Raw genomic sequence first — 20,915 nt, forward strand, 5'->3', positions numbered from 1 at the left:
ATAAGGTGAATCGCTTCTTTCGAAGATAGTATGCTGATAGCAGCCAATATCATCATTGTTTATTTGCTTAACTTTGATGATCAGTTTAATGATGTCCCTAATCTAAACGCATTGCCAACGGCAATAGAAAGGAAAAAGATCATGATTGAAATTAAACATGTTACAAAAGTTTACGGAGGTACACACAAAGCTGTTGATAACATCTCCCTTACCATACCGACGGGAGAAATCATAGGCTTTATCGGGCCAAATGGCGCTGGTAAGACAACAACCATTAAAATGATAACAGGCGTTTTAAATCCCGATGAAGGAGAAATTCTCATTAATGGAAAAAATATTGTCACACAACCTTTAGAAGCTAAAAAGGAATTTGGTATTGTTCCAGATAATGCGGATATCTTCTTGCGGCTAAAAGGAATTGAATATCTAAACTTTATGGCTGATATTTATGAAATTGATTCAGCAACCAGAAAACTACGGATTGCGCAATTAGCTAAAACCTTTGAAATGGAAAATGCATTAAATGATAAAATTTTATCGTATTCTCATGGTATGCGACAAAAAATTGTCATTATGGGTGTTTTGATTAGCGATCCTAATGTATGGATTTTAGATGAACCTATGACGGGCTTAGATCCGCAATCTAGCTACTCACTAAAGCAGATGATGAAAGAACATGCGGCAAAAGGCAATACGGTTTTCTTTTCAACACATGTCTTAGAAGTTGCTGAAAAGTTATGTGATAAAGTTGCCATCATTAATGCAGGAAGTATCATTTTCTTTGGTACGTTAGAGGAATTGCAACATAACCATCCAAATTGTGATTCTCTAGAATCCTTATTCTTGGAGGTTATATCTCATGCGTAAGTATTTCTCACTTACCCGCACATTATTTAAAAATGCAGCAGGTATGGTTGCGGATGGGAAAACAAAGAAAATGCGGGTTTACCTGTTATATGGTTTTTTAGCTATATGTTTCATCCCTTTGCTATTCATGCTGTATTATATGTTTCAAGAAGCTTTTAAAACGATGGCTCCCCTGCAACAAAGCGGCAGTATTTTAGCAGCCGGTTTTCATATGACAAATTTAGTAACGTTTCTATTCTCTATTTTCTTGATTCCCGGCGTTTTTTACTTCAGTAAAGACAGCGAAATCTTATTATCCCTCCCCTTAAAGCCCCAAACGATTTTAGCAAGTAAATTTAGTGTTTGTTTATTATATGAATATGTGTTTACGCTCATCGTTTTTCTTCCTTTAATAGCGGGATATTTGCAGAATGAATCAGTTAGTATACTATTTTATGTATTCGTGGTCATCATCGCTTTAACCTTACCGATTTATCCTCTCGTTCTTTCCAGCATTATTTCCATGCTGGTAATGCGCTTTGTGCCCTTTTTTAAAAATCGCGATCGCTTCAATATGATTGGTGGTATCTTAAGTGTTGCTTTCGCATTGAGTTTCTCTTATTTTATGAATTCTAGCGGAATGCAGCAAGAAGATCCTTCCGCCCTAGTGAATTTATTAATTGAAGGTAATAATTCTTTGATTTCCATGTTTGCCTATTTGTTCCCTGCAGTACCTTTTGCATCCCATGCCTTAATCAGCCAGGACATCTTGCAGCTAGGCCTTTACTTGCTGATTTTAATCGCAGCACTTGCTGTTTTCCTTATCATGGGAAAATATTTCTATTTCAAAGGGGCAATTGGATTCGATGAAACAAAGAGCACTCGTAAAGTATTAAATGATGTTGAAATGAAAAAAGCATTAACACAGAAATCAAAAGTATTTACGTATACGCAAAAAGAACTGCGATTGCTTTTACGTACACCAGTTTATTTTTTGAATTGTATTGGTACTTGCTTTATTTTCCCGATTGTCATTGTCATTTCCATCATGTCACAAGGTGAAAGTTTGAATTTAGCAGCCCTTAATCAAATAGATTTTAGTGGATATGCTTATTATGCCATCTTACCTGGATTAGCTATGGGCATGTTGATTGGTTGTATTAATATGATCAGTGCAACAGCCATATCACGAGAAGGCAGTAATGTCATGTTCATGAAGTACATTCCTATGCCTTTAGGAAAACAAATAATAGCTAAGATGAATGCCGGAATCATTGTCAGCGTTCTCACTATTCTCCTTTTATTCATTATTGCTTATATCCTCTTTCCAATGCTTCCTATCCTTTATTATATCATCGCTTTTATCAGTGCAATTATAGCTATTTTCTTGGGTAACGAGCTTTGCATTCTGCTTGATATGGCACATCCTAAGCTAGTATGGGAACAAGAGGCTGCTGCAGTTAAACAGAATATGTCCGGTATGATTGCCATGTTTGGGGGAATGCTAATAGCTGGCTTATTGATTGCAGCCTTATTCCTGCTTCCAAATGATCTTATCATGCCAATCTCCATAGGCATATGTATTGCCATCCTACTAATATCTGTAGTAATCTATAGCAAGATGGATACCATCGCTTGCAAATTATTTAAAAAGATATAAGGAGTGTTTATGAAAAAAATTCTGCTATATTTCGGTGATTATCAAGAGAAAAAGCCGATTCTTGAAACTATTCTTTCGGATATGCAGATTGCGTATCGTATCTTAACAGATACAGACTTGCAGCAACCAATTGGTTATCTGCTAGGCATACAGGATAAAGCCCAACAAGAAGTAACGCAAACTATGCATATGCACATTGATTTGATGTTTCTTGATGGGTTTAGTGATGAAGAAATTCAAGAACTGAATGCCCGCATGAAAGCGCAAGGAGTTAGTATGCCGCGCAAAGCCATGCGTACAAAACATAATGAAACATGGCGGTTAATTGATCTTTTAGAAGAAATCGAAAAAGAGCACGCATATTTTCAAACATTAGAAGAAATTCAGAAATTATTAATGGCAAGCAGTGAATTGCAAATGGATATATACACACCGGATAGTTGGAAAGCCTATGAATCCGCCTTTATCCAAGCATACGAGGTCTTGCAAAACCAAAGCGAACCAGATGTAGCCAAGGCTGCCTTAACAACCCTTACACAGGCAAAAGCGGCATTGCAAAAACGTTAAATAAAATAGCAAAAGCAGGTCTTATGCGTTCCTCCTGACAAAGGGCTTCTATCACGCATAGCACCTGCTTTTTTATGTGTAACCATCAGATTCTTCGAAAGCCTATGAAATTTTTATTAAATAAAGGTCCATTTTCTCCCATATAATAAACATTTTCACGGATTCCATCTTTCGTATTCATCGCTTCAATCACACGCACTTCATAACCATTGGAAATTTTCTTTTTACTGATTACCAAAGCAAAATGGTTTTTATAATGAACAATATCCCCCATTTTAATAGTTGCTGTCTTTTTGCCAATACTATGTCCGGCATAAGCCAACGCTCTAGGTACCTTATAGCCATTTTGACGATAAGCATAATAAATCAACCCAGAACAATCAAAGTTTTTAGGGCCACTGCCACCCCATTTATATGGCTTTTTTTTCTGTGCTATGGCCGTATCCACAACATCATATTTCGTATGGGATTTGCAGGTTGTAATACTTAGCGTACCTGTGTACTTGCCATCATAATGCTTTTTATTTCCAGCAGTAACATAGGTTTTTATCTTAAAATAATATTTCTTACCCGCCTGTAAACCGGTATTCTTATAAGATGTAGTCGCACAGTTTGTAATTGTTTTTATTAGACTATATTTGCCATGATAGCTAGTGCTGCGATAAAGCTTATATCGGGCATTATTGATCTTTTTCCAGTTGATGATCACCTTCCCTTTTCCCGGTGATGAAATGGAAGTGATTTTTGTTGTTGGTATTTGTGTCATAGCCATGGTTACATTACTATTACTTCCAACAAACTTCCATTGATAATATTTGCGAATCGGTTTTATCTTATAGTAATAGGTTTTTTTAGGGATAAGTGATGATGAGGCATCCGTATACGTAGTTGTATTTGCCGTTGTGGCAATTTTCACAAAGCCTTTTGTCTTACTGGTGGATCGATAAATTTCATAATTTGTAGCTCGTGTCGCTTTTTTCCATGTTATCTTTATTTGATTCGCATTAACGGCGCTTGCCTTAGCAGACGTTGAAGCGGGATTTCCTATACTGATAAAAGCGGAAACCGTATTAGAAATTGAACTTTTCACACCACTTGCTTCATTCTTGGCGATGATACGATAATAATATCGTTGATTTGGTTTGATTTTATCACCTTTTTGTACATAGCGATTGTCAGAAACACAAGCAATGGCTTTAAAACCTGTTGTACTTTGCGTAGAACGATAAATAGTATATATACTGGCATCCGGCACTTCCTTCCATGATAACGTAATTTGTGGACCACCACTTGCTTTCATGGATGGCTTTGCCAAGTGCATATTGCCACTGACAACCTTACTGAATGCTCCATAATTTGCCTTATTGTTAATGGTTCGTCTAGCTCTGACTTTATAATAATATGTTTGATTTGGTTTACAAGCGTTATTGACGCGATTTGTATAAAAAGTATAATAATTTTCAATTACCGCGATTCTTGTAAATCCCATCGTCGGTGAAGTTGAGCGATAAATTTCATAATATTTGGCTTTTTGTATACTATCCCATGACAAATGAAGATAGGAAGTATTTGCTTCCATTTTCACATTTGGAGTTGCTAACGGCTCCAGCGTTTCCGTTATTGTATTGCTATAAAGTGCTTCGTTTGTTCGTAGGGCTTTGATCTTGTACGTATAGGACTGATTTAAGGCAAGATCTGAATCCATATAGTTAAAGCTGAACACTTTATCTGAATGAGCTATGGTTGCTATTTTTACATAAGCTTTCGTCTTAGCCGTATATCGATATACTTCATAAGAAGTACTGCCTTCTACCGGATCCCAGTTTAATTGTACATATGGATCTATGCCAGAATAATCTATGACATAGGCACTCAGCATGGGAGCTGTCATCGATTGCAGACGATGATTAGTTAATGTGCTTGTAGCGATGAGCCGTGTTCCTGTATATGCCTCGATACGATAATAATACGTTGTATTCCCCTTATTCACCACCCTATCAGTATATTCTAAGTTCCCAACACTGCCTATATAGGTAAAATGTTCTGCATCACCTTCACTGCGATAAATTTTATAAACATCTGCTTCTGGCACCCATTGCCAAGTTAAAGTAATGGATGTCACATTTGATGTGCTGCTGACAGAAAACGGCAGCTGTTTTGCCATTTTATATTCTTGTGCATCAATTCTTTGCATACATACAATAAAAAAGAGAATTACTATTAAACTTCCCTTTATCCAATGTTTAAGACTTTGTATCCTCATCTCATCATCCCCTTGCTATGGTTTATTATAACGCATAGTCCTTCATCTCTCAAGTTTTTATATCATCAGGGTTTCCCAAATAAGAAAACCAGCAAACGATCTTATTCTGCTGGTTTTCATTCTATCTTGATAGTTAAGATTCTTCAAATTGTGAATTATACAGCTGTGTATAGAAGCCATTCTTGGCCATTAATTCTTGATGATCTCCGACTTCCACAATATCGCCATCCTTCATAACCAGAATCAAATCGGCATCACGAATCGTGCTTAATCGATGCGCAATGACAAAGCATGTACGATTTTCCATTAATTTTTCCATGCCCTTTTGAATCAGAACTTCCGTTCTGGTATCTACACTGGAAGTAGCTTCATCCAAAATTAAAATCTTTGGATCTGCTAAGAACGCACGTGCGATGGTTAACAACTGCTTCTGTCCTTGTGAGATGTTGCTGCTTTCTTCATCAATCATCGTATCATATCCATGATCTAAAGTACGAATAAAGTGATCAACATATGCAGCATCGGCTGCAGCCATGACTTCTTCATCTGTTGCATCTAATCTGCCATAACGCAGATTTTCCATAATCGTTCCATTAAACAACCATGCATCTTGTAACACCATGCCAAATAAAGAACGTAAATCACTGCGGCTAAACTGACGTATATCACAGCCATCCACATAAATCGTACCACTGTTTAATTCATAGAAACGCATCAACAGTTTTACGATCGTTGTTTTACCGGCACCAGTAGGTCCAACGATGGCAACACGTTTTCCGGCATTGATATACATCGAGAAATCATTGATGATAATTTTATCTGGTGTATATCCAAAATGAACATTTTCAAACGTCACCATACCGTCAATTAACGATTTTCCATCAGGTGCCGCAATCGGTTGCGGTGTCTTGGTCTCCGCTACTTCTTCCTCTTCGGCCAAAAACTCAAATACACGCTCTGCTGCGGCAGCCGTTGACTGCATGACATTCATTGTCTGCGCCAGTTGGGCAATTGGCTGATTAAAGCTACGAACATATTGAATAAAGGCAGTAATATCACCAATTTCAATAATACCATTCATGGCCAAATAACCACCTAAAATACATACACCGACATAGCCCAGATTACCTACAAACATACTGATTGGCTGCATCAATCCGCTTAGAAATTGTGATTTCCATGCAGAATTATAAAGTTCATCATTAAAAGTCTCAAACTGGGCAATACTTTTTTCTTCCCCATTAAAGGCTTTCATCACCATATGTCCGCTATACATCTCTTCAATATGACCATTGACATTACCTAAAGATGCTTGTTGACGGGCAAAGTATTTTTGTGAATGCTTTACAACCGTTGTTACCAAAATCAAAGATAATGGAATAACAATAAGAGCCATCAATGTCATTTGCCAACTGATGGTCAGCATCATGATTAAAAAACCAAATAGCTGTACAATTGAAGATAATAGTTGTGATAAAGATTGACTTAGTGTCTGCTGAATCGTATCAACATCATTAGAGAATCTTGACAATACTTCACCATGTGATTGTTTATCAAAATATGCGAATGGCAGTTTATTGATTTTTTCTGACATAGATGTTCGCAGATTATAAGATACTTTCTGTGACACGCCTGCCATCATCCAGCCTTGCACGAAATTACAGAAGGTTGAAATCAGATATAAACCAATTAAAAATAGTAATATTTCCGAAATGCGATCAAAATTAATTGCGCCACTTCCTCGTACTTTCGCAATAAAGCCAGTGCTTAATTCGGTTATAGCCTTTCCGCTGATTTTAGGACCTACAACCATAAAAATCGTTGAAAAGATGGCGAATATGAAAGAAATAATAATTTTTACATAATAAGGTTTCATGTAGCTAATTAACTGCTTCATCGTACCTTTAAAGTTTTTAGCCTTTTCAACCGGGCGTCCAGGACCGCGATGTCCTCCCATCGGCCCTTTACGCATTGGTGCAGAAGGACGGTTTGTTTTACTCATTTCCCAATTCCTCCTTTGACAATTGACTATAGGCGATTTCCTGATATACCTCACAGGATTTCATCAATTCTTCATGATTACCGATACCCACAACTTCACCCTTATCCAACACGACGATACGTTCGGCATGCATGATACTGGAAATACGCTGTGCTACCAATAATACCGTGCTTTTTGTTTCTTGACATAAAATATTTAACGCCTTGCGCAGTTTAGCATCTGTTTTAAAATCTAGAGCTGAGAAGGTATCATCGAAAATATAAATTTCCGGTTTTTTCACTAAAGCTCTGGCAATCGATAAACGTTGACGCTGTCCTCCAGATACGTTAGTTCCACCTTGTGTAATCGCTGTTTCATAACGTTCCGGTTTTTCTTCGATAAATTCTAAAGCCTGCGCAATTTCAGCGGCCTTCGCTAATTCTTCCTCAGTAGCATCTTCTTTAGCATAACGTAAATTGCTTTCGATCGTACCCGTAAATAACGTACCCTTTTGCGGCACATAGCCAATATGATCACGCAATTCATGCTGCGTCACATCTTTGACATTCACCCCATCTACATAGATCGCACCCTGCGTCACATCATAGAAACGAGGCACCAAATTAATAATCGTTGATTTCCCTGAACCTGTACTTCCAATAAAGGCCGTCGTCTGTCCTGGTTCCGCAGTAAAGGTGATATTTTTTAAGACATCCTCTTCTGCACCTGGATAACGGAAGGATACATTACGGAATTCAATGCGACCACGCTGATCATCTGCCAAGTGTTTTGGTGCTTGTGGATCTTCGATACTTGGTTTCGTATGCAAAATTTCCGAAACACGTCCAGCCGCTACACTGGCACGTGGAATCATGATAGAAATCATTGTAATCATCATGAAGGCCATAATAATCTGCATGGAATATTGCATGAACGCCATCATATCACCAACTTGCAAGCTGCCAGAATCAATCTGATGACCACCAACCCAAACAATCAGAATGGTTGCACTGTTCATAACCAGCATGATCAATGGCATCAAGGTAGACATTGCACGTGCTGTAAACATGTTTGTCTTCATAATCTTACTGTTAGCTTCTTCAAATTTTTCTTCTTCCTTTTTCTGATTATTAAAAGCACGAATGACTGGCATACCATCTAGCATTTCACGAACGACTGAATTTAAGCCATCCATTAATTTCTGCAAAATCTTGAATTTAGGCATAACAGTCGTAAAAGCCACCATCATGATACTTAAAATAACCACAATAACCAAAGCAATGATCCACGTCATATTGGCATTGGACTGAATTACTTTAATAATCGCACCAATACCAATGATCGGCGCATAAATAACAATACGCAAGATCATAACCAGTACCATCTGAATTTGCTGGATATCATTTGTCGTACGCGTAATTAAGGTATTGGTTGAAAATTTATTAAATTCTGCACTGGAGAAATGCTCTACCTTATGGAAAACATCCTTACGCAAATCACGGGAGAAGCCTGCTGCCACACGCGCTGCTAAAAAGCCAACCGCAACCGCTGCTACCGCAGAGCCTAATGCTACAAACAACATCAATCCGCCTTTCACAAACAAATATTGATATTGTATCGCATCCACATCCATACCCATGGCTTTATATTCATTTCGAACATATTGCGCATTAGCAGTATCTGCTGTGCTTTCCCCCATTGCCTTCATTACTTTATTCATATCTTTCTTCATTTCCTGCAGTTTTTCATGCGGCATCATCTGCATGGCCATGAAGACATCCACACCTTTTGGAAGTTTCTGGATCATCTCCATCATTTCCTTTTGTTCTTTACTAACTTCTTTGCTATCCATTGCATCTTTATCTTTTATCTTATCTACCGCTTGTTCAATGCCCATCACGATTGTTTCTGAGCCAGATAATGCATGCTTGATTGCTGTTCTGGTATCAGCATCAATGTCTTGCAACAGATAAACGTTTTCCTTTTTTAATGCAGGGTAATCATCCTTTGCTTCCTGCTTTGCGGATGCCGGTGTCATGAGGGTATAGTGTTTTTCAAAGAGCTTTTGCTCTTTTTCTTCCATAAACACCTTTAACTTTTGATATTCACTTTCGCGTATCGCTTCTGGAACACCGTCTTCTATACCACCGGCATTAATTCCGATATTTACAATATCAGACATATAATCCGGCATTGCCAGTTCACACATCGCCTGTCCAAATAACAATGCGACGATTATGAGGATCGACATCAGAAACGGTTTCGTATAGCGTCTTAATTTCAGCATTTCCCTGTCTCCTTTCCTTCTTCTTTCTTGCGTTCACATTTGAAAAACGTAAAACCTTTTTCCAAAATACGTACAAATGCTTCTGCATCATCTTCACCAAGTTCAGCGATGAATGCAATGAGTTGCTGTTTCATATGCTCTTCCATTTCCTGCACCATCTGCTTTGCTTCATCACTGACACGAACATACACACTTCGACGATCTGATTCAAGAACGGTACGTTCCACCCAGCCCTTCTTTTCAAAGTTTTTGATGCATTGTGAAACAGCCGCCGGAGTTATCTGAAAATATGCACTGATATCACTCATTTTAACCAAATCGCCCATTTTAATAATGGCATCCAGCATCATGATATCTCGATGTTTCACATTTGGCTGTTTTTGCCCCGTAAAGGCAGCATCACGGCGATGTGTATACACAAGATGTGTTATTTTCCGGACAATATCCATTTCATCCATCGTATCCCTCCTAAAATAGTTAAGTAGCTTAATAGTTAACTACCTTAACTATTATAGTGATATCTTTCAGACAGTCAACCATTTTGCATGACTTCACATAGTTTTCACATCATTATTAGAAAACGAATGCTTACATCATCGAAACATTTTTTCGTTTTCTCGTAAACTATGTAAAGATAAGATCGTATGTAGATGAAAAAAACAGGAACTTTTTACAAAGTTTCCTGTTCACTATAAGCTTCTTCATTCGCTTTTTCTAAAGCGAGAATCGTTTCCATAAAAGAATCCGCTTTTTCCTTAAAATACATGCGGTTGCCATGTTGCTGCACATATTGGAAATGAATTTGGGCTTCCCGCATATCCTGTTCAACAAAAGAGATCAAGCCTAAATAATAGTGAGAATCTACCAATTGAAATGGCATCGCTTGCGCTTGCAATCCTTGCATATAATAAGTTCTCGCCTTACGGAAATCCTGTTTCATCAGATCCAATTTATTTTGAATGCTTGCCAATGCCTGCTGGGCAAACATGTTCATAGGACCTGCCATATTGCCTTTTTTACTTTTCTCACATTCCTGCAAGTGATGTTTTACCATACTTTCATCACCAAGTTGATAATAAGCATATGCCATCAACGTATGATAAGGATATACAAACCCATTACGAGATGGATTGCTGGTAACCAAAACATCAATGGCCAGATGAGGGTCATTAAGATAGATCATGCACTGTGCCAATTGCTGTGTCAATGGGAAATTCTTTTTCTTATGTGCTTTTTTCGCTAACGCAAAGATGGCACTGGCACATGCCTGAGGATCACATTTATCATACAATAGTGCGATAATCGGCTGTAAAGCCTTATTTTTATACTTCGTAAGCTGAAAAAACAGCATCATGTACAACAGACCAGCCGCCATAACAATAAATAAATCTTCTACATACATCAATACAAGAAATAAAGCTAAGATTCCACTGAAATATAAGATATTCACACGAAGCATAATATTCCATGCATTTTTACCATAAATCTCGCAGGTTTCATCATAATGATGATGCAGGCGATATACACGCTCTACCTCTTGTACACTGGTTACGGTATTTTTATCTAGCATGCGCTTTTTACCACGATTCGGCACAGTCAGCCAGCCATAGATACATACGACAAATGCCGGTAACAGTAATACCATGCCTGCTAAAATAATTAGCTCACTTGCCAAAAAGAAAATCATCATAAAGATAAAATAATTAATATTAAAGCGCTGCATCAGCTGAAACATTAACATTAAACCATTCACCAATCCACCAATTGCCAATGCTCCCATAAGGTAAGGAGTCATTGGATCCTGTAAGATTGCTTTATCGCTTGTCACCATTTCTAAAGTGGCAAGTAAACCTTCTCTTTGCCAACCTAATGCCCCAAATACGAGCGCGCCGATGATAACGCCTGTTGTCATATACAGTAAATGTCGTTTACATTCATATTTCCACATAATAGCCTACCTCTTTTACTTCACTGTACCATACTATATCATAAAACCGCCAAAAGCAAAAGAAAAACTCCCTGGACCAGCGGAATTTTTCAATCTTTTTACATCTTCATCTACATCTGGAATCAATACATGTATGCTTAATCACTACTGAGTTCATTTCCATTCATCATATTACGACAACCATATAGGATAATACCGGAAAGCACAAAATTAATGAGCAAATTGTAGATCGTTATGCTATTCATCATTGCTATTGTCAATGTATTTTGTGATATCATATAAATCAGTACCCCGGTAGATGGAATCGCTGCTAAGATCATTAAAAGCATGCGCAACATATTTTCCATCATTACATTGTTACGACTTTTTAAAATACGTAAAGATAAAACGGTCGTGGCAAGAAATAAGAAAGCATAACCACTCAACATAACAAAATATTGCAATGCCTCTTTGAAATCCGGCTGCAAAAGGATATAAGCACTTACGATAGCGATTAACAAGACAAGGAAGGTCTTAATGATAGTAGGAAGCATGACATACCATAGTTTCTTTAATGGGGCATCCGGAATCAGATATATCTGATAATTTTTCATATCCCGCATAAAATCACTATTTTGAATCATGGAAAACATCCAAAAGATCAACATATAGCAATAAAAGCTAAAGCCTAGGCCCATGATGAGCGTTATAACTAAATAAATACCCACAAACATGACATCCTGCATACGAATAAAATCATTCGTTTTCCGCATTAACAACATATTTTTTGAAAAAATAGCTTTCGCCCCTTCTTGAAAAGCAAATTGGACGTCTTTAACCTTACGATCCGCAAAAGAATCCGTCTTGCCTTCTTTTATGGCTTTATAACGCTTGCTGAAAGCCTGAGCATCCGCCATAACATCTTCGACAAAATCCTTGCGATAACAAGACATGCATAAGAAAATCACGATACATGCACCTATCAACAATACGCTGCCAATCAGCATCTTGTAAAAATCATGGGCAACATAGGAAACTAAAATCAGTTTTACCCAGCCAAATACAGGTACCAAATGAAATGGTGTACCCGCGACAAATTCCATACCACTTTTTGTAACATCAAAATCATTTGCTACTAAAACAACAAGGAATATTATGGCAACTAAGAATAGACATGCTAGCGGAATGATACGTATCAGCTTTTTCATTTTTGCATTTTCTAATCCTCTTAAATACAAGTAATATTGGGTGGTCAGAAAAAAGAAATATAAAAGTGATTGCGTCAAAAAGACCAAAAGCAGAAAGCCGCCATCAAATGCAATGTGACTTCCCAACATCACGATCATAAAAAGATTAATCGCGCCAAATAATAATGCTGAAACTACTACACTAACCATCAAATACTGCATGACGGCACTGCGTTTAAATGGTGCAGTAAATAAGTAAAAAGCATCATCTTCCGTGAATAGAGCCATTTTTTTCTGCATCATCATCGTTGTTACCATCAAGGCACTAAATCCGATATTTACCAAAATTACCATAGAAACATCCTGGAGATTTCCCACAGACATCGCAATTTCCGGATGTGATAATGCCATTACAATCAAGGCACCATAAAGCAAAATCATTATAATCGTAAAGATTGCGCTGGAAGGTTTTGAAAAAATATTTCGTATCGTACCTTTTAATTTTAATAAATACAACTTTCCTAATACTTTCATGACGCCTCCCCCACTTCATGCTGCGTAGAAGTAAAAAACAATTCTTTTAAGGTTTGCTCCTGTAACCCTTCCTTACGTACATGGGCGACAATATGCCCCTTATTCATGATATAGGCTTCATCCCATATGGCATCGATGACATCTATGATATGCGTAGATATTAAGATAGCAACCCCTTCTTCTTTAAGTTGTTGGAATAACTGCAAAGTTTCCTCTATACTGGCAGGATCTAAACCAACCATTGGCTCATCCACTAATAACGCCTTGGGCGCAATCAATAAAGCCAGCAGCATACTTACCTTTTGACGCATGCCCTTACTTAGTTCCTTTACCAACTTTTTACGTTTTGATGATAAATCAAACATCGTGATGTAGTGTTCTGCTCTTTCTTGATAATGCTCACAACGATAAGCCTTTCCAATAAACTCTACATGTTCATCTATCGTTAATAGATCATAAAGTACCGGCGTTTCCGGAATATAACCGAAAATGCGTTTTGCCTCTAGCATATCATTGGCATATCCGCCAATCTTAATTTCACCTTGATAACGTAATAAATTTGCAATACTTTTGATCGTGGTAGATTTCCCAGCTCCATTAGGACCTAACAGTACCGTTATCTCACCATCTTTTGCCAATAAACTAATATCATCGACAGCCTTAAACTTCCCATACGTTTTTGTTAAATGTTTTACTTCGATCATAATTTTCTCCTTTTTTCATTTTCCTTTTTCTTATTTCTTAAACAAATATTGTTCCTTGTGATCGCGATACAACGGATATCGCCAATACATAGAAAACAAGGTGGCGATGAAAAGCATCCATGCTCCAAGGCGAAGAAAGCGCCATAGGATATGCAAAGAGGGAACGATATCTGATAGGAACGGCATACTAAGCATAATGAACAGACTGCCTAAACAATAACACATACTGCGTTGAAAGCTCCACATCGTAATGCATAACTTTCGCTTATGTTTGCGAAACTGCGTACCGATCAAAAGCATGAATAAACCTCCTATACATCCACAGCCAAAAGCAAATAGATACATAAATATGGCAGCCTGTTTAATCAAGAAAAAGCTAAACAAGCTAACAAACGCTAATACCAACAATAGATATTTTGCAGTTTTACCGGTACCGGTATATTCTTCACTCAATGTCGCATGATCACTGTGTAAGGGAGGCGTTCCTTGCTTTGCCATAAAAAACCATGTACTAGAGGAGTTACAGGTAATTTGTTCCCATCCTGCTGCCGCAAAAAGATCTAGATATTCTTGCGCGTCTTCTTTCTTTACCTTATTTAGATCATAGCTGAAAATAAGATCTTGTGGTTCTTCTTTATATAAAACATAAGATAAACCACTGAACTTTCTAAAAATCCAGCCATCCAGGGCATATGCATGCAGCATTTCCATCTCTTCTTCTCCACAAAAGGCTAAACCTCCGCATAATATTTGTTTCGTTTTTCTTTTTTCCTTCATACAATCCCCTTCTTTAAAGCCTTATTAGCATCTTCCACCATACGCTCACGCCGTTTCACTTCTTGGCATAAAATACGTTTTCCTTCTTGTGTAATGAGGTAAGTCTTGGTGCGGCTATCACTTGTAAGCTGCTGGATCCATTGCAATTTCGTCAGTTTTTTCAACAGCGTATATAATGTTCCCGGCCCCATCTGCATCATGCCATCACTTAATTCTTCAATATATTTCATGATGACATAACCATAACGCTCCTCTAACAAAGCCAATAATATATAAAACATTGCATCTGTCAGCTGTTCATTTTCCTGCGTTGCCTGTTTTGACACACATATCAACTCCTATTATATCGCAAATGGATATATCCATTACAGATATAGTTTAACAGAACATAGATACTATGTCAAGCAGTCTTACCGCAATAGAAAACCATCTTTTAAATCATCATGCAATGAAAACACGATACTGAAGCAAAATATTAAAGCAAAATGCAGAAACAAAATACAATTACCAGAAACAAGGGTTTATCAGTTCATAATAAAAAAAGAAATCTCTTTATTTGCTTAAGGCAAATGAGGGATTCCTTTTCTAAGATGCTTTTACGATAACACTTATATTTATTCGATAAAGCCTTCCGGCGTACACCTGTGCTTTTGTCGTTTATCTTTTGCGGCTAACCCGATAAAAGTTGTTTCCGCTGGAACATCCGTAATGACCACGGCGTTTGCACCGACTTTCGCATGATCACCAATCGTAATGTTTCCTAAACATTTTGCCCCTGCTCCAATCATAACATGATTCCCCAATGTAGGATGTCGCTTAGCATGCTCTTTCCCCGTACCACCTAAGGTGACACCATGATAAATATGGCAATCATCACCAATTATGGCAGTTTCTCCAATGACTACACCAATTCCATGATCGATCAGTAAACCACGACCAATTGTTGCCCCCGGATGAATCTCAATACCGGTCCAAAAACGGGCAATGTTGGAATTAAAGCGAGCAAGGAAAAACAGATGATGCCGATATAGAAAATGCGATACCCGATGAAATGCCAAGGCTTTGATATGCGGGTATAACAACAGCACCTCTAATTTAGAATGAGCAGCCGGATCATTCTCCAATGAGCGATTTAAGTTATGATTGATATCCTTTAATACGCGAAACATTAGTCAAAATCCAATACGGAAAGATATTTCTCTCCGCCATCCGGTGCGATCGTAACAATCTTTTTATTTGGATAATAGGCAGCTAATCGTTTTGCTAAAGCAATATTGCCACCACTGCTGATACCAACGAGTATACCAGTGGTACGCGCAAAGTTTTTGGTTTCTTCAATTGCTTCTTCATTGCTGATCAACATCACATCATCTGCTAATTCTTTATCGAAATTAGCAGGGATAAAATTTGCGCCAATTCCTTGAATTTTATGAGGTCCTGGCTGATGCCCACTGATGATAGCACTGTCTTTGGGTTCTCCGGCTACACAGCGAATATTTGGATTAGCTTCCTTTAAACGACGAGCAACTCCTGTAAACGTGCCGCCGGTTCCAATGCCGGCCACAAAAATATCCACATCCGGTAATTGCTCCAGGATTTCCTTGCCCGTAGTTTCATAATGAAACTGGGGATTATCCGGATTATCAAACTGTGATAAAGTGATGTAGTTAGGATGTTCTTTCTGTAAGCTTGCCAATGCATCTAATGATCCCTGCATTCCTTTTGCACCTTCGGTTAAAATCAATTCCGCTCCATATGCCTGAATGAGTTTACGTCGTTCCATACTCATAGTTTCTGGCATAATGATAATGACTGGCAAATGATAAATTGCTCCTAACATGGCTAAAGCAATCCCGGTATTGCCACTGGTAGCTTCAATCAAAACACTGTCTTTTTTTATCGTGCCTTTTTCCATAGCCTTTTTCAACATTCCTAAGACAGCACGATCTTTAATACTTCCAGCAGCGTTAAACTTCTCTAATTTTACATAAATATTGGTATTTTCTATACGATATAATGGCGTATTGCCAATTAATTTCAGCGTTTCTTTCATAAACGTTATTTTCCTCCTATTGTTTTACGATATGTTTTTCTTATGCATCTCTTTCGCAACAACATCGTTTCTGAAGCAGGTCATCTGTACATCGCAATCCAACCCTTTCCATACTATATTCTATAAGCTGATGAAACATACAAGTACCTCCTTCTCTACAATAGTATATGCATTCATACAAAGAAAGTCAGTTTTGACGCTCTTTGTTTTTTTATTATGACACATTTCACCAAAAAAAGAAACTGATTTACCATCAGTTTCTGAAAATCAATGTAAATTATTGGAAATATAAGAAATCACTTGCTGGTTATATGAGTGATATTCTTTAACTGGATGGATATGGTTCCATCGGGCTGATTTTTGAATTCGACAAATTCCTTCGTATTCATATAGTCCACAGGTATGATAATTTCAATTCCTTTATCTGTTTTAATCTTCTGTACTTTATCTGAGCGAGTCGGCTTTACATATTCCACCTCAATGGCAGTCGGCACCCCCTGTTTCTTCAACGCTTCTTTAAACTCTGCTTTAGCAAGTGGTTTTTCTGCAAATAATTCTTCTGCTATTTCATCAATTTGAATCGGCTTACTATTTTCGATGTTATCTACCAACATGCTCTTCATTTTCGGAACAATATCAACTTCATCCATTTCATACTTATCACTCATTTCTTCTGTTAACTTGGTGATGCTTTTCACACTTTCTTTATACGAAGGCATTGTCGTACTTTGTAAAATGACCTCCGCATAAAAATTTACCTTTTCACCTTCAATCTCTACCTTATTTTCCACACAACACAGACTTTCATCGGATAGTTCTATAAGAAATGCGCGATCTTTTGCTGTTAACGTAGAACTGATCAATGCTTTGTAAGGTATTATTTCTGTAATTATGGAATCTTCCTCATTTTGAACCGTATGAGTAATACCTTGCGTACAGGCATTATCGAGCACCAATACATAACGACGTTCATCCTTTAATAATAAAGCCACAATAAAATCGCTAACATAGTATTGGGCATGCTCCATCTTTTTATCAAATACATACTGTGCCAATTTCTGCGAAAAGGTTTCAAATGTGATACTATGATCTTTTAATTTCACAAGCAGCTCTTTCACATAACTCGTTTCGCGAAAAACGCCCCTTTTACGAGAGGCACTATGGAATACTTTTTCTGCCTTGCTACTCAACATCTTTGCTATCACATCGTCTTCTTTTTTCATACATCCTTCTGATAGGATACACGTATTGTGTTCACAATCCAAAACATGGACAATTTTCTTTTCAAATTCTAACATCATGCTTCCTCTTTTCCATTTTCTCTGCTATTCATCATACCTTATTTTCATTATTTTGCCTATAGGATGAATTCACAAATTTCTCACATGATTTTTTACACAGAATATGATACATTGATTATATATCAGAAAAAAGGTGGTAATGGCATGCAGAAAGCAATATTTTCCAGAGTAGATCTAACAAGCGATAACGACTTACTGGCAAAAGAATTTGTCAGTTGTATACAAGATTTAATTGAGGTTGACGATGTACAGGAATTAAAAGCCTTTTCTCAGCATATGGATACTTCACGATTTCAACATTCTCTGAATGTTTCTTATTATTCTTTCTTATTCGCACGAAAATTTCGTTTAGACACCTACAGTATCGCACGTGCCGGCTTACTACATGATTTATATTTTTATGACTGGCGAACTAAGAACAATCGTCCCATGGAAGGCAGACATTGTGCAATTCATCCTTTAATTGCTTTAGAAAATGCTAAGAAAACCTGCACAATCAATCCTGTGATAGAAGATGCCATTGTTCATCATATGTGGCCAATGACCCTTCATATGCCTAAAACAAAAGAAGGATGGCTTCTGCAAGCTGTTGATAAGTATTGTGCACTATCTGAAATCATTTTACAAGGTAGCCGCAAAGTTCGTTATTCTAGAGCAGCTGTTTCTTTTTTAACTATTTGCTCTTTCGCAACTCAGATATGGAAATAATACTGTTTATGCATACTGCTGTGAAATATTTTGATATGTGTACTATAATAGGTTCTATATGATGGCATATAGAACCCTTTTTTTATGTTTCCAGCATCCCTTTTTCTTTCAATTTGCCTATCAGGAAATCGCGAAAGCTGAATTCTTCACTATCCTGCATTCCCACAAAATACACGAATTCTACATCTTCGTGTTGAAATAAAAATAGCTCATGTGGATTTAAAATACCTTCCGGATAGTAACATGCCGCATAATCATAAATTTTTTTCGTGGTGGCTTCCTCTTGGATACGACCGCATATCATGATTTTTTTCGTCCCCTTTTTTAAAGTGACGATACTGCCCAAAGGCAGTAATTCCTGTAGATTCGTTTTATTCATATGTACTCCTTTATTGCCTTATCGATCAGTAATTTACTTTTACACGGAAACCCAGACCAGCTAACAAACTGCCTTTTGCTCCAAATGAAAATTCTCCTTTTTTACTGGAAAACTCAGCTCCTGCTCCGATAGCACCTAATTCACCAGTGCCAGTTGCTGTTATGCTCACGCCCAAAATCGTTATGCTGCCTTTTACTTCACCTTGTACTGCTGCTGCACCAACTTCACCCTTTAAAGTAAGCTCTTCTTTATTTAAGACAGCTGTCCCTTCCGCCTTAACAACACCAACTCCCACACTTGCTTCACCATCCGCGTACACATAAGAATTACCTAAATGAATATCGGCAACTGCCTGTGCCAAGGCTGCTTTTGCCACCAAGCTGACGGTTAGTGAAGGAGAGAAACCTTGATTATCATACAACGAAAACTTAGCATCCCCACTGACACTGGCACTTCCAACACTCGTTGATAAATTTCCTTGCGCATACGTTTCATGAAATCCCACAGAAAATTTCACAACATCCAGTCCAGCATAAATCCCTGCACAGACACCATTTTGCAAATAACTAAACAAGGATTTATCTTTGCGAAAAGACGTATGCCAGCGCATAGAATGATCCATCGTGTATGTTTGATATTGCAAATGATCACTTATCGCCTTTGCTTTGCTGCTCAATGACGATTCCATATTTTCATAAGCTGTTGCACTCGTTTTTAAGTGTGTACAAAGTTGTTGCTGTTTTGTTTGTAAAAGTGAAAGTGATCGTGATAACTGTGACAACACATGAGGTTGAATAACATCACTAGTTACCTTTTGCAGTTTTTGTAAATCCTGATACAGTTGTGACAAAGGAAGTGTCTGCAGCAATAGCTCAGCATCTTTCAGCCTTCCAGTATTAATACATGTCAATGCATGTTAAATGGCAAATATTTTACTATTTTTTATATCTGCAGCCACCTTCTTTGCTGTTGCAGTTCTTTTAACATAGAACGAATCACTTGCAATAAAAGCGAATTTTCATTATTATCTTCAACTGTCTGCAAAATGACAGTCACCTGATTCAGCAGTTGTTCACATTGCGTCAAATGTAATTCATAAGCATAGCTGTATGCATTCATTTAACGAAATTGATCTGCTCCGGCCTGTAGCTGCTGTTCCAGTGTATGATAGGTATCTACCGTCTGATCGAGAAAACGGGCATAAGATTCTACAACACTTCGATAGTTATCAAAAACGGGGAGTAAACTGTGAAATCTTGTTCGCAAAGTTTCTGACGCCGGACTCTGCCAATAAGCAGCCAACTGATTCATTGTCATACTAATATCTTGCAAACAATGATTCAATTTCTGATTTTGAGTACGGATGGCAGCGGCACAGCCTTGAACTTGTGCCAGCGTGATCGTTAAAGTATCCATGTATACGCCCTCCTAATTTATTAGATGCCGTGCTTGTTGTGCACGTTCATTCTGTGTATTGCGATATGCCCTAGCCGATGCTTTTAAAAATTCTGCATACTCCTTCATCAAATTTCGCATTGAGGCAAAGTCTTTCACAAAGCCATTAATTTGCTGAACAAATGCCTGATTATCCTTTCCTTGCCAATTATTTCCCATCGTTTGAACATCTTGAAACAAACGACGATATTCACGTTCATAATTCATATACATCTGTTCTATGTGAGAAGCGCTTGCCTCTAGTCGTGCTGGATCTACATTGATTTTTACACTCATGATAAACTAC

General features: G+C 37.6%; 21 protein-coding genes. 4 read left to right on the plus strand and 17 right to left on the minus strand.

Annotated features, from left to right (window positions below; genetic code table 11):
• Nucleotides 1-30 precede the first annotated feature (30 nt).
• From KJS44_RS09080 to KJS44_RS09090, 3 genes are read left to right on the plus strand one after another with little or no spacing between them, the layout of a single operon-like run.
• Entirely contained in the window at nucleotides 31-867 is an 837-nt protein-coding gene (locus KJS44_RS09080) for an ABC transporter ATP-binding protein (RefSeq protein WP_008687755.1), read from the plus strand.
• The gene (locus KJS44_RS09085; RefSeq protein ID WP_008687753.1) at nucleotides 860-2,506 is read left to right on the plus strand and encodes a putative ABC transporter permease subunit; all 1,647 of its coding nucleotides are present in this window, start codon (nucleotides 860-862) and stop codon (nucleotides 2,504-2,506) included. The genes KJS44_RS09080 and KJS44_RS09085 overlap by 8 nt, the downstream gene beginning before the upstream one ends.
• 9 nt (nucleotides 2,507-2,515) lie before the next feature.
• Nucleotides 2,516-3,073 (plus strand): DUF3783 domain-containing protein, encoded by a 558-nt coding sequence (locus KJS44_RS09090; RefSeq protein ID WP_008687750.1) that lies wholly within the window; start codon nucleotides 2,516-2,518, stop codon nucleotides 3,071-3,073.
• A gap of 85 nt (nucleotides 3,074-3,158) precedes the next feature.
• On the opposite strand, the gene KJS44_RS09095 is transcribed toward KJS44_RS09090, so the two are convergent.
• The 12 genes from KJS44_RS09095 to KJS44_RS09150 form a co-directional block, all read right to left on the minus strand.
• Nucleotides 3,159-5,336, minus strand: a complete 2,178-nt coding sequence (locus KJS44_RS09095) for an NlpC/P60 family protein (protein WP_008687748.1) — start codon at nucleotides 5,334-5,336, stop codon at nucleotides 3,159-3,161.
• A gap of 133 nt (nucleotides 5,337-5,469) precedes the next feature.
• The gene (locus KJS44_RS09100; protein ID WP_008687747.1) at nucleotides 5,470-7,338 is read right to left on the minus strand and encodes an ABC transporter ATP-binding protein; all 1,869 of its coding nucleotides are present in this window, start codon (nucleotides 7,336-7,338) and stop codon (nucleotides 5,470-5,472) included.
• A complete protein-coding gene (locus KJS44_RS09105; RefSeq protein WP_008687744.1) occupies nucleotides 7,331-9,604 on the minus strand; it encodes an ABC transporter ATP-binding protein in 2,274 nt (757 codons plus the stop codon). Before KJS44_RS09105 ends, KJS44_RS09100 begins: the two co-directional genes overlap by 8 nt.
• Nucleotides 9,598-10,062 (minus strand): MarR family winged helix-turn-helix transcriptional regulator, encoded by a 465-nt coding sequence (locus tag KJS44_RS09110; RefSeq protein WP_008687742.1) that lies wholly within the window; start codon nucleotides 10,060-10,062, stop codon nucleotides 9,598-9,600. Before KJS44_RS09110 ends, KJS44_RS09105 begins: the two co-directional genes overlap by 7 nt.
• Before the next feature lie 212 nt (nucleotides 10,063-10,274).
• Nucleotides 10,275-11,552: a hypothetical protein gene (locus KJS44_RS09115; RefSeq protein WP_008687740.1), complete on the minus strand. Its 1,278-nt coding sequence runs from the start codon at nucleotides 11,550-11,552 to the stop codon at nucleotides 10,275-10,277.
• A gap of 137 nt (nucleotides 11,553-11,689) precedes the next feature.
• Nucleotides 11,690-13,252 carry a putative ABC exporter domain-containing protein gene (locus KJS44_RS09120; protein ID WP_008687738.1) on the minus strand — a complete coding sequence of 521 codons (1,563 nt, stop codon included), beginning with the start codon at nucleotides 13,250-13,252 and terminating at the stop codon, nucleotides 11,690-11,692.
• Complete coding sequence (locus KJS44_RS09125) at nucleotides 13,249-13,956, minus strand: ABC transporter ATP-binding protein (RefSeq protein ID WP_008687736.1); 708 nt, start codon at nucleotides 13,954-13,956, stop codon at nucleotides 13,249-13,251. The genes KJS44_RS09120 and KJS44_RS09125 overlap by 4 nt, the downstream gene beginning before the upstream one ends.
• Before the next feature lie 30 nt (nucleotides 13,957-13,986).
• Nucleotides 13,987-14,733, minus strand: a complete 747-nt coding sequence (locus KJS44_RS09130; RefSeq protein WP_008687734.1) for a DUF2812 domain-containing protein — start codon at nucleotides 14,731-14,733, stop codon at nucleotides 13,987-13,989.
• Entirely contained in the window at nucleotides 14,730-15,059 is a 330-nt protein-coding gene (locus KJS44_RS09135) for a PadR family transcriptional regulator (protein ID WP_008687732.1), read from the minus strand. Before KJS44_RS09135 ends, KJS44_RS09130 begins: the two co-directional genes overlap by 4 nt.
• Nucleotides 15,060-15,347: 288 nt before the next feature.
• A complete protein-coding gene (gene epsC, locus KJS44_RS09140) occupies nucleotides 15,348-15,902 on the minus strand; it encodes a serine O-acetyltransferase EpsC (RefSeq protein ID WP_008687730.1) in 555 nt (184 codons plus the stop codon).
• A complete protein-coding gene (gene cysK / locus KJS44_RS09145; RefSeq protein ID WP_008687729.1) occupies nucleotides 15,902-16,786 on the minus strand; it encodes a cysteine synthase A in 885 nt (294 codons plus the stop codon). The genes epsC and cysK overlap by 1 nt, the downstream gene beginning before the upstream one ends.
• Before the next feature lie 296 nt (nucleotides 16,787-17,082).
• A complete protein-coding gene (locus KJS44_RS09150; RefSeq protein ID WP_008687727.1) occupies nucleotides 17,083-18,084 on the minus strand; it encodes a nucleoid-associated protein in 1,002 nt (333 codons plus the stop codon).
• 147 nt (nucleotides 18,085-18,231) lie between these two features.
• Between KJS44_RS09150 and KJS44_RS09155 the strand changes: the two genes are divergently transcribed.
• Nucleotides 18,232-18,795, plus strand: coding sequence for an HD domain-containing protein (locus KJS44_RS09155; RefSeq protein WP_008687724.1), 564 nt, complete (start codon nucleotides 18,232-18,234; stop codon nucleotides 18,793-18,795).
• Between the two features lie 82 nt (nucleotides 18,796-18,877).
• On the opposite strand, the gene KJS44_RS09160 is transcribed toward KJS44_RS09155, so the two are convergent.
• The 5 genes from KJS44_RS09160 to KJS44_RS09180 all read right to left on the minus strand — a co-directional run bounded on the left by KJS44_RS09160 (nucleotide 18,878) and on the right by KJS44_RS09180 (nucleotide 20,905).
• Nucleotides 18,878-19,174 carry a DUF4176 domain-containing protein gene (locus tag KJS44_RS09160; protein ID WP_008687722.1) on the minus strand — a complete coding sequence of 99 codons (297 nt, stop codon included), beginning with the start codon at nucleotides 19,172-19,174 and terminating at the stop codon, nucleotides 18,878-18,880.
• A 25-nt stretch (nucleotides 19,175-19,199) separates the two neighbouring features.
• Nucleotides 19,200-20,042, minus strand: a complete 843-nt coding sequence (locus tag KJS44_RS09165; protein ID WP_017144684.1) for a hypothetical protein — start codon at nucleotides 20,040-20,042, stop codon at nucleotides 19,200-19,202.
• Between the two features lie 74 nt (nucleotides 20,043-20,116).
• A complete protein-coding gene (locus KJS44_RS09170) occupies nucleotides 20,117-20,293 on the minus strand; it encodes a hypothetical protein (RefSeq protein ID WP_008978628.1) in 177 nt (58 codons plus the stop codon).
• Nucleotides 20,294-20,590, minus strand: a complete 297-nt coding sequence (locus tag KJS44_RS09175; protein WP_008687718.1) for a pore-forming ESAT-6 family protein — start codon at nucleotides 20,588-20,590, stop codon at nucleotides 20,294-20,296.
• 12 nt (nucleotides 20,591-20,602) lie between these two features.
• The gene (locus tag KJS44_RS09180; protein ID WP_008687713.1) at nucleotides 20,603-20,905 is read right to left on the minus strand and encodes a WXG100 family type VII secretion target; all 303 of its coding nucleotides are present in this window, start codon (nucleotides 20,903-20,905) and stop codon (nucleotides 20,603-20,605) included.
• Nucleotides 20,906-20,915 lie beyond the last annotated feature (10 nt).

The sequence above is a fragment of the Longicatena caecimuris genome (genome assembly GCF_018406465.1).
In the GTDB taxonomy this organism is placed as follows: Bacteria; Bacillota_I; Bacilli_A; order Erysipelotrichales; family Erysipelotrichaceae; genus Longicatena; species Longicatena caecimuris.

What these genes read in the sequence shown, in the direction of transcription:
- KJS44_RS09180 (WP_008687713.1), bottom strand. Translation starts at nt 20,905, where the DNA reads ATGAGTGTAAAAATCAATGTAGATCCAGCACGACTAGAGGCAAGCGCT.
- KJS44_RS09115 (WP_008687740.1), bottom strand. Translation starts at nt 11,552, where the DNA reads ATGTGGAAATATGAATGTAAACGACATTTACTGTATATGACAACAGGC.
- KJS44_RS09155 (WP_008687724.1), top strand. Translation starts at nt 18,232, where the DNA reads ATGCAGAAAGCAATATTTTCCAGAGTAGATCTAACAAGCGATAACGAC.
- cysK (WP_008687729.1), bottom strand. Translation starts at nt 16,786, where the DNA reads ATGAAAGAAACGCTGAAATTAATTGGCAATACGCCATTATATCGTATA.
- epsC (WP_008687730.1), bottom strand. Translation starts at nt 15,902, where the DNA reads ATGTTTCGCGTATTAAAGGATATCAATCATAACTTAAATCGCTCATTG.
- KJS44_RS09120 (WP_008687738.1), bottom strand. Translation starts at nt 13,252, where the DNA reads ATGAAAGTATTAGGAAAGTTGTATTTATTAAAATTAAAAGGTACGATA.
- KJS44_RS09105 (WP_008687744.1), bottom strand. Translation starts at nt 9,604, where the DNA reads ATGCTGAAATTAAGACGCTATACGAAACCGTTTCTGATGTCGATCCTC.
- KJS44_RS09110 (WP_008687742.1), bottom strand. Translation starts at nt 10,062, where the DNA reads ATGGATGAAATGGATATTGTCCGGAAAATAACACATCTTGTGTATACA.
- KJS44_RS09080 (WP_008687755.1), top strand. Translation starts at nt 31, where the DNA reads ATGCTGATAGCAGCCAATATCATCATTGTTTATTTGCTTAACTTTGAT.
- KJS44_RS09150 (WP_008687727.1), bottom strand. Translation starts at nt 18,084, where the DNA reads ATGTTAGAATTTGAAAAGAAAATTGTCCATGTTTTGGATTGTGAACAC.
- KJS44_RS09095 (WP_008687748.1), bottom strand. Translation starts at nt 5,336, where the DNA reads ATGAGGATACAAAGTCTTAAACATTGGATAAAGGGAAGTTTAATAGTA.
- KJS44_RS09130 (WP_008687734.1), bottom strand. Translation starts at nt 14,733, where the DNA reads ATGAAGGAAAAAAGAAAAACGAAACAAATATTATGCGGAGGTTTAGCC.
- KJS44_RS09160 (WP_008687722.1), bottom strand. Translation starts at nt 19,174, where the DNA reads ATGAATAAAACGAATCTACAGGAATTACTGCCTTTGGGCAGTATCGTC.
- KJS44_RS09170 (WP_008978628.1), bottom strand. Translation starts at nt 20,293, where the DNA reads ATGAATGCATACAGCTATGCTTATGAATTACATTTGACGCAATGTGAA.
- KJS44_RS09090 (WP_008687750.1), top strand. Translation starts at nt 2,516, where the DNA reads ATGAAAAAAATTCTGCTATATTTCGGTGATTATCAAGAGAAAAAGCCG.
- KJS44_RS09175 (WP_008687718.1), bottom strand. Translation starts at nt 20,590, where the DNA reads ATGGATACTTTAACGATCACGCTGGCACAAGTTCAAGGCTGTGCCGCT.
- KJS44_RS09100 (WP_008687747.1), bottom strand. Translation starts at nt 7,338, where the DNA reads ATGAGTAAAACAAACCGTCCTTCTGCACCAATGCGTAAAGGGCCGATG.
- KJS44_RS09125 (WP_008687736.1), bottom strand. Translation starts at nt 13,956, where the DNA reads ATGATCGAAGTAAAACATTTAACAAAAACGTATGGGAAGTTTAAGGCT.
- KJS44_RS09085 (WP_008687753.1), top strand. Translation starts at nt 860, where the DNA reads ATGCGTAAGTATTTCTCACTTACCCGCACATTATTTAAAAATGCAGCA.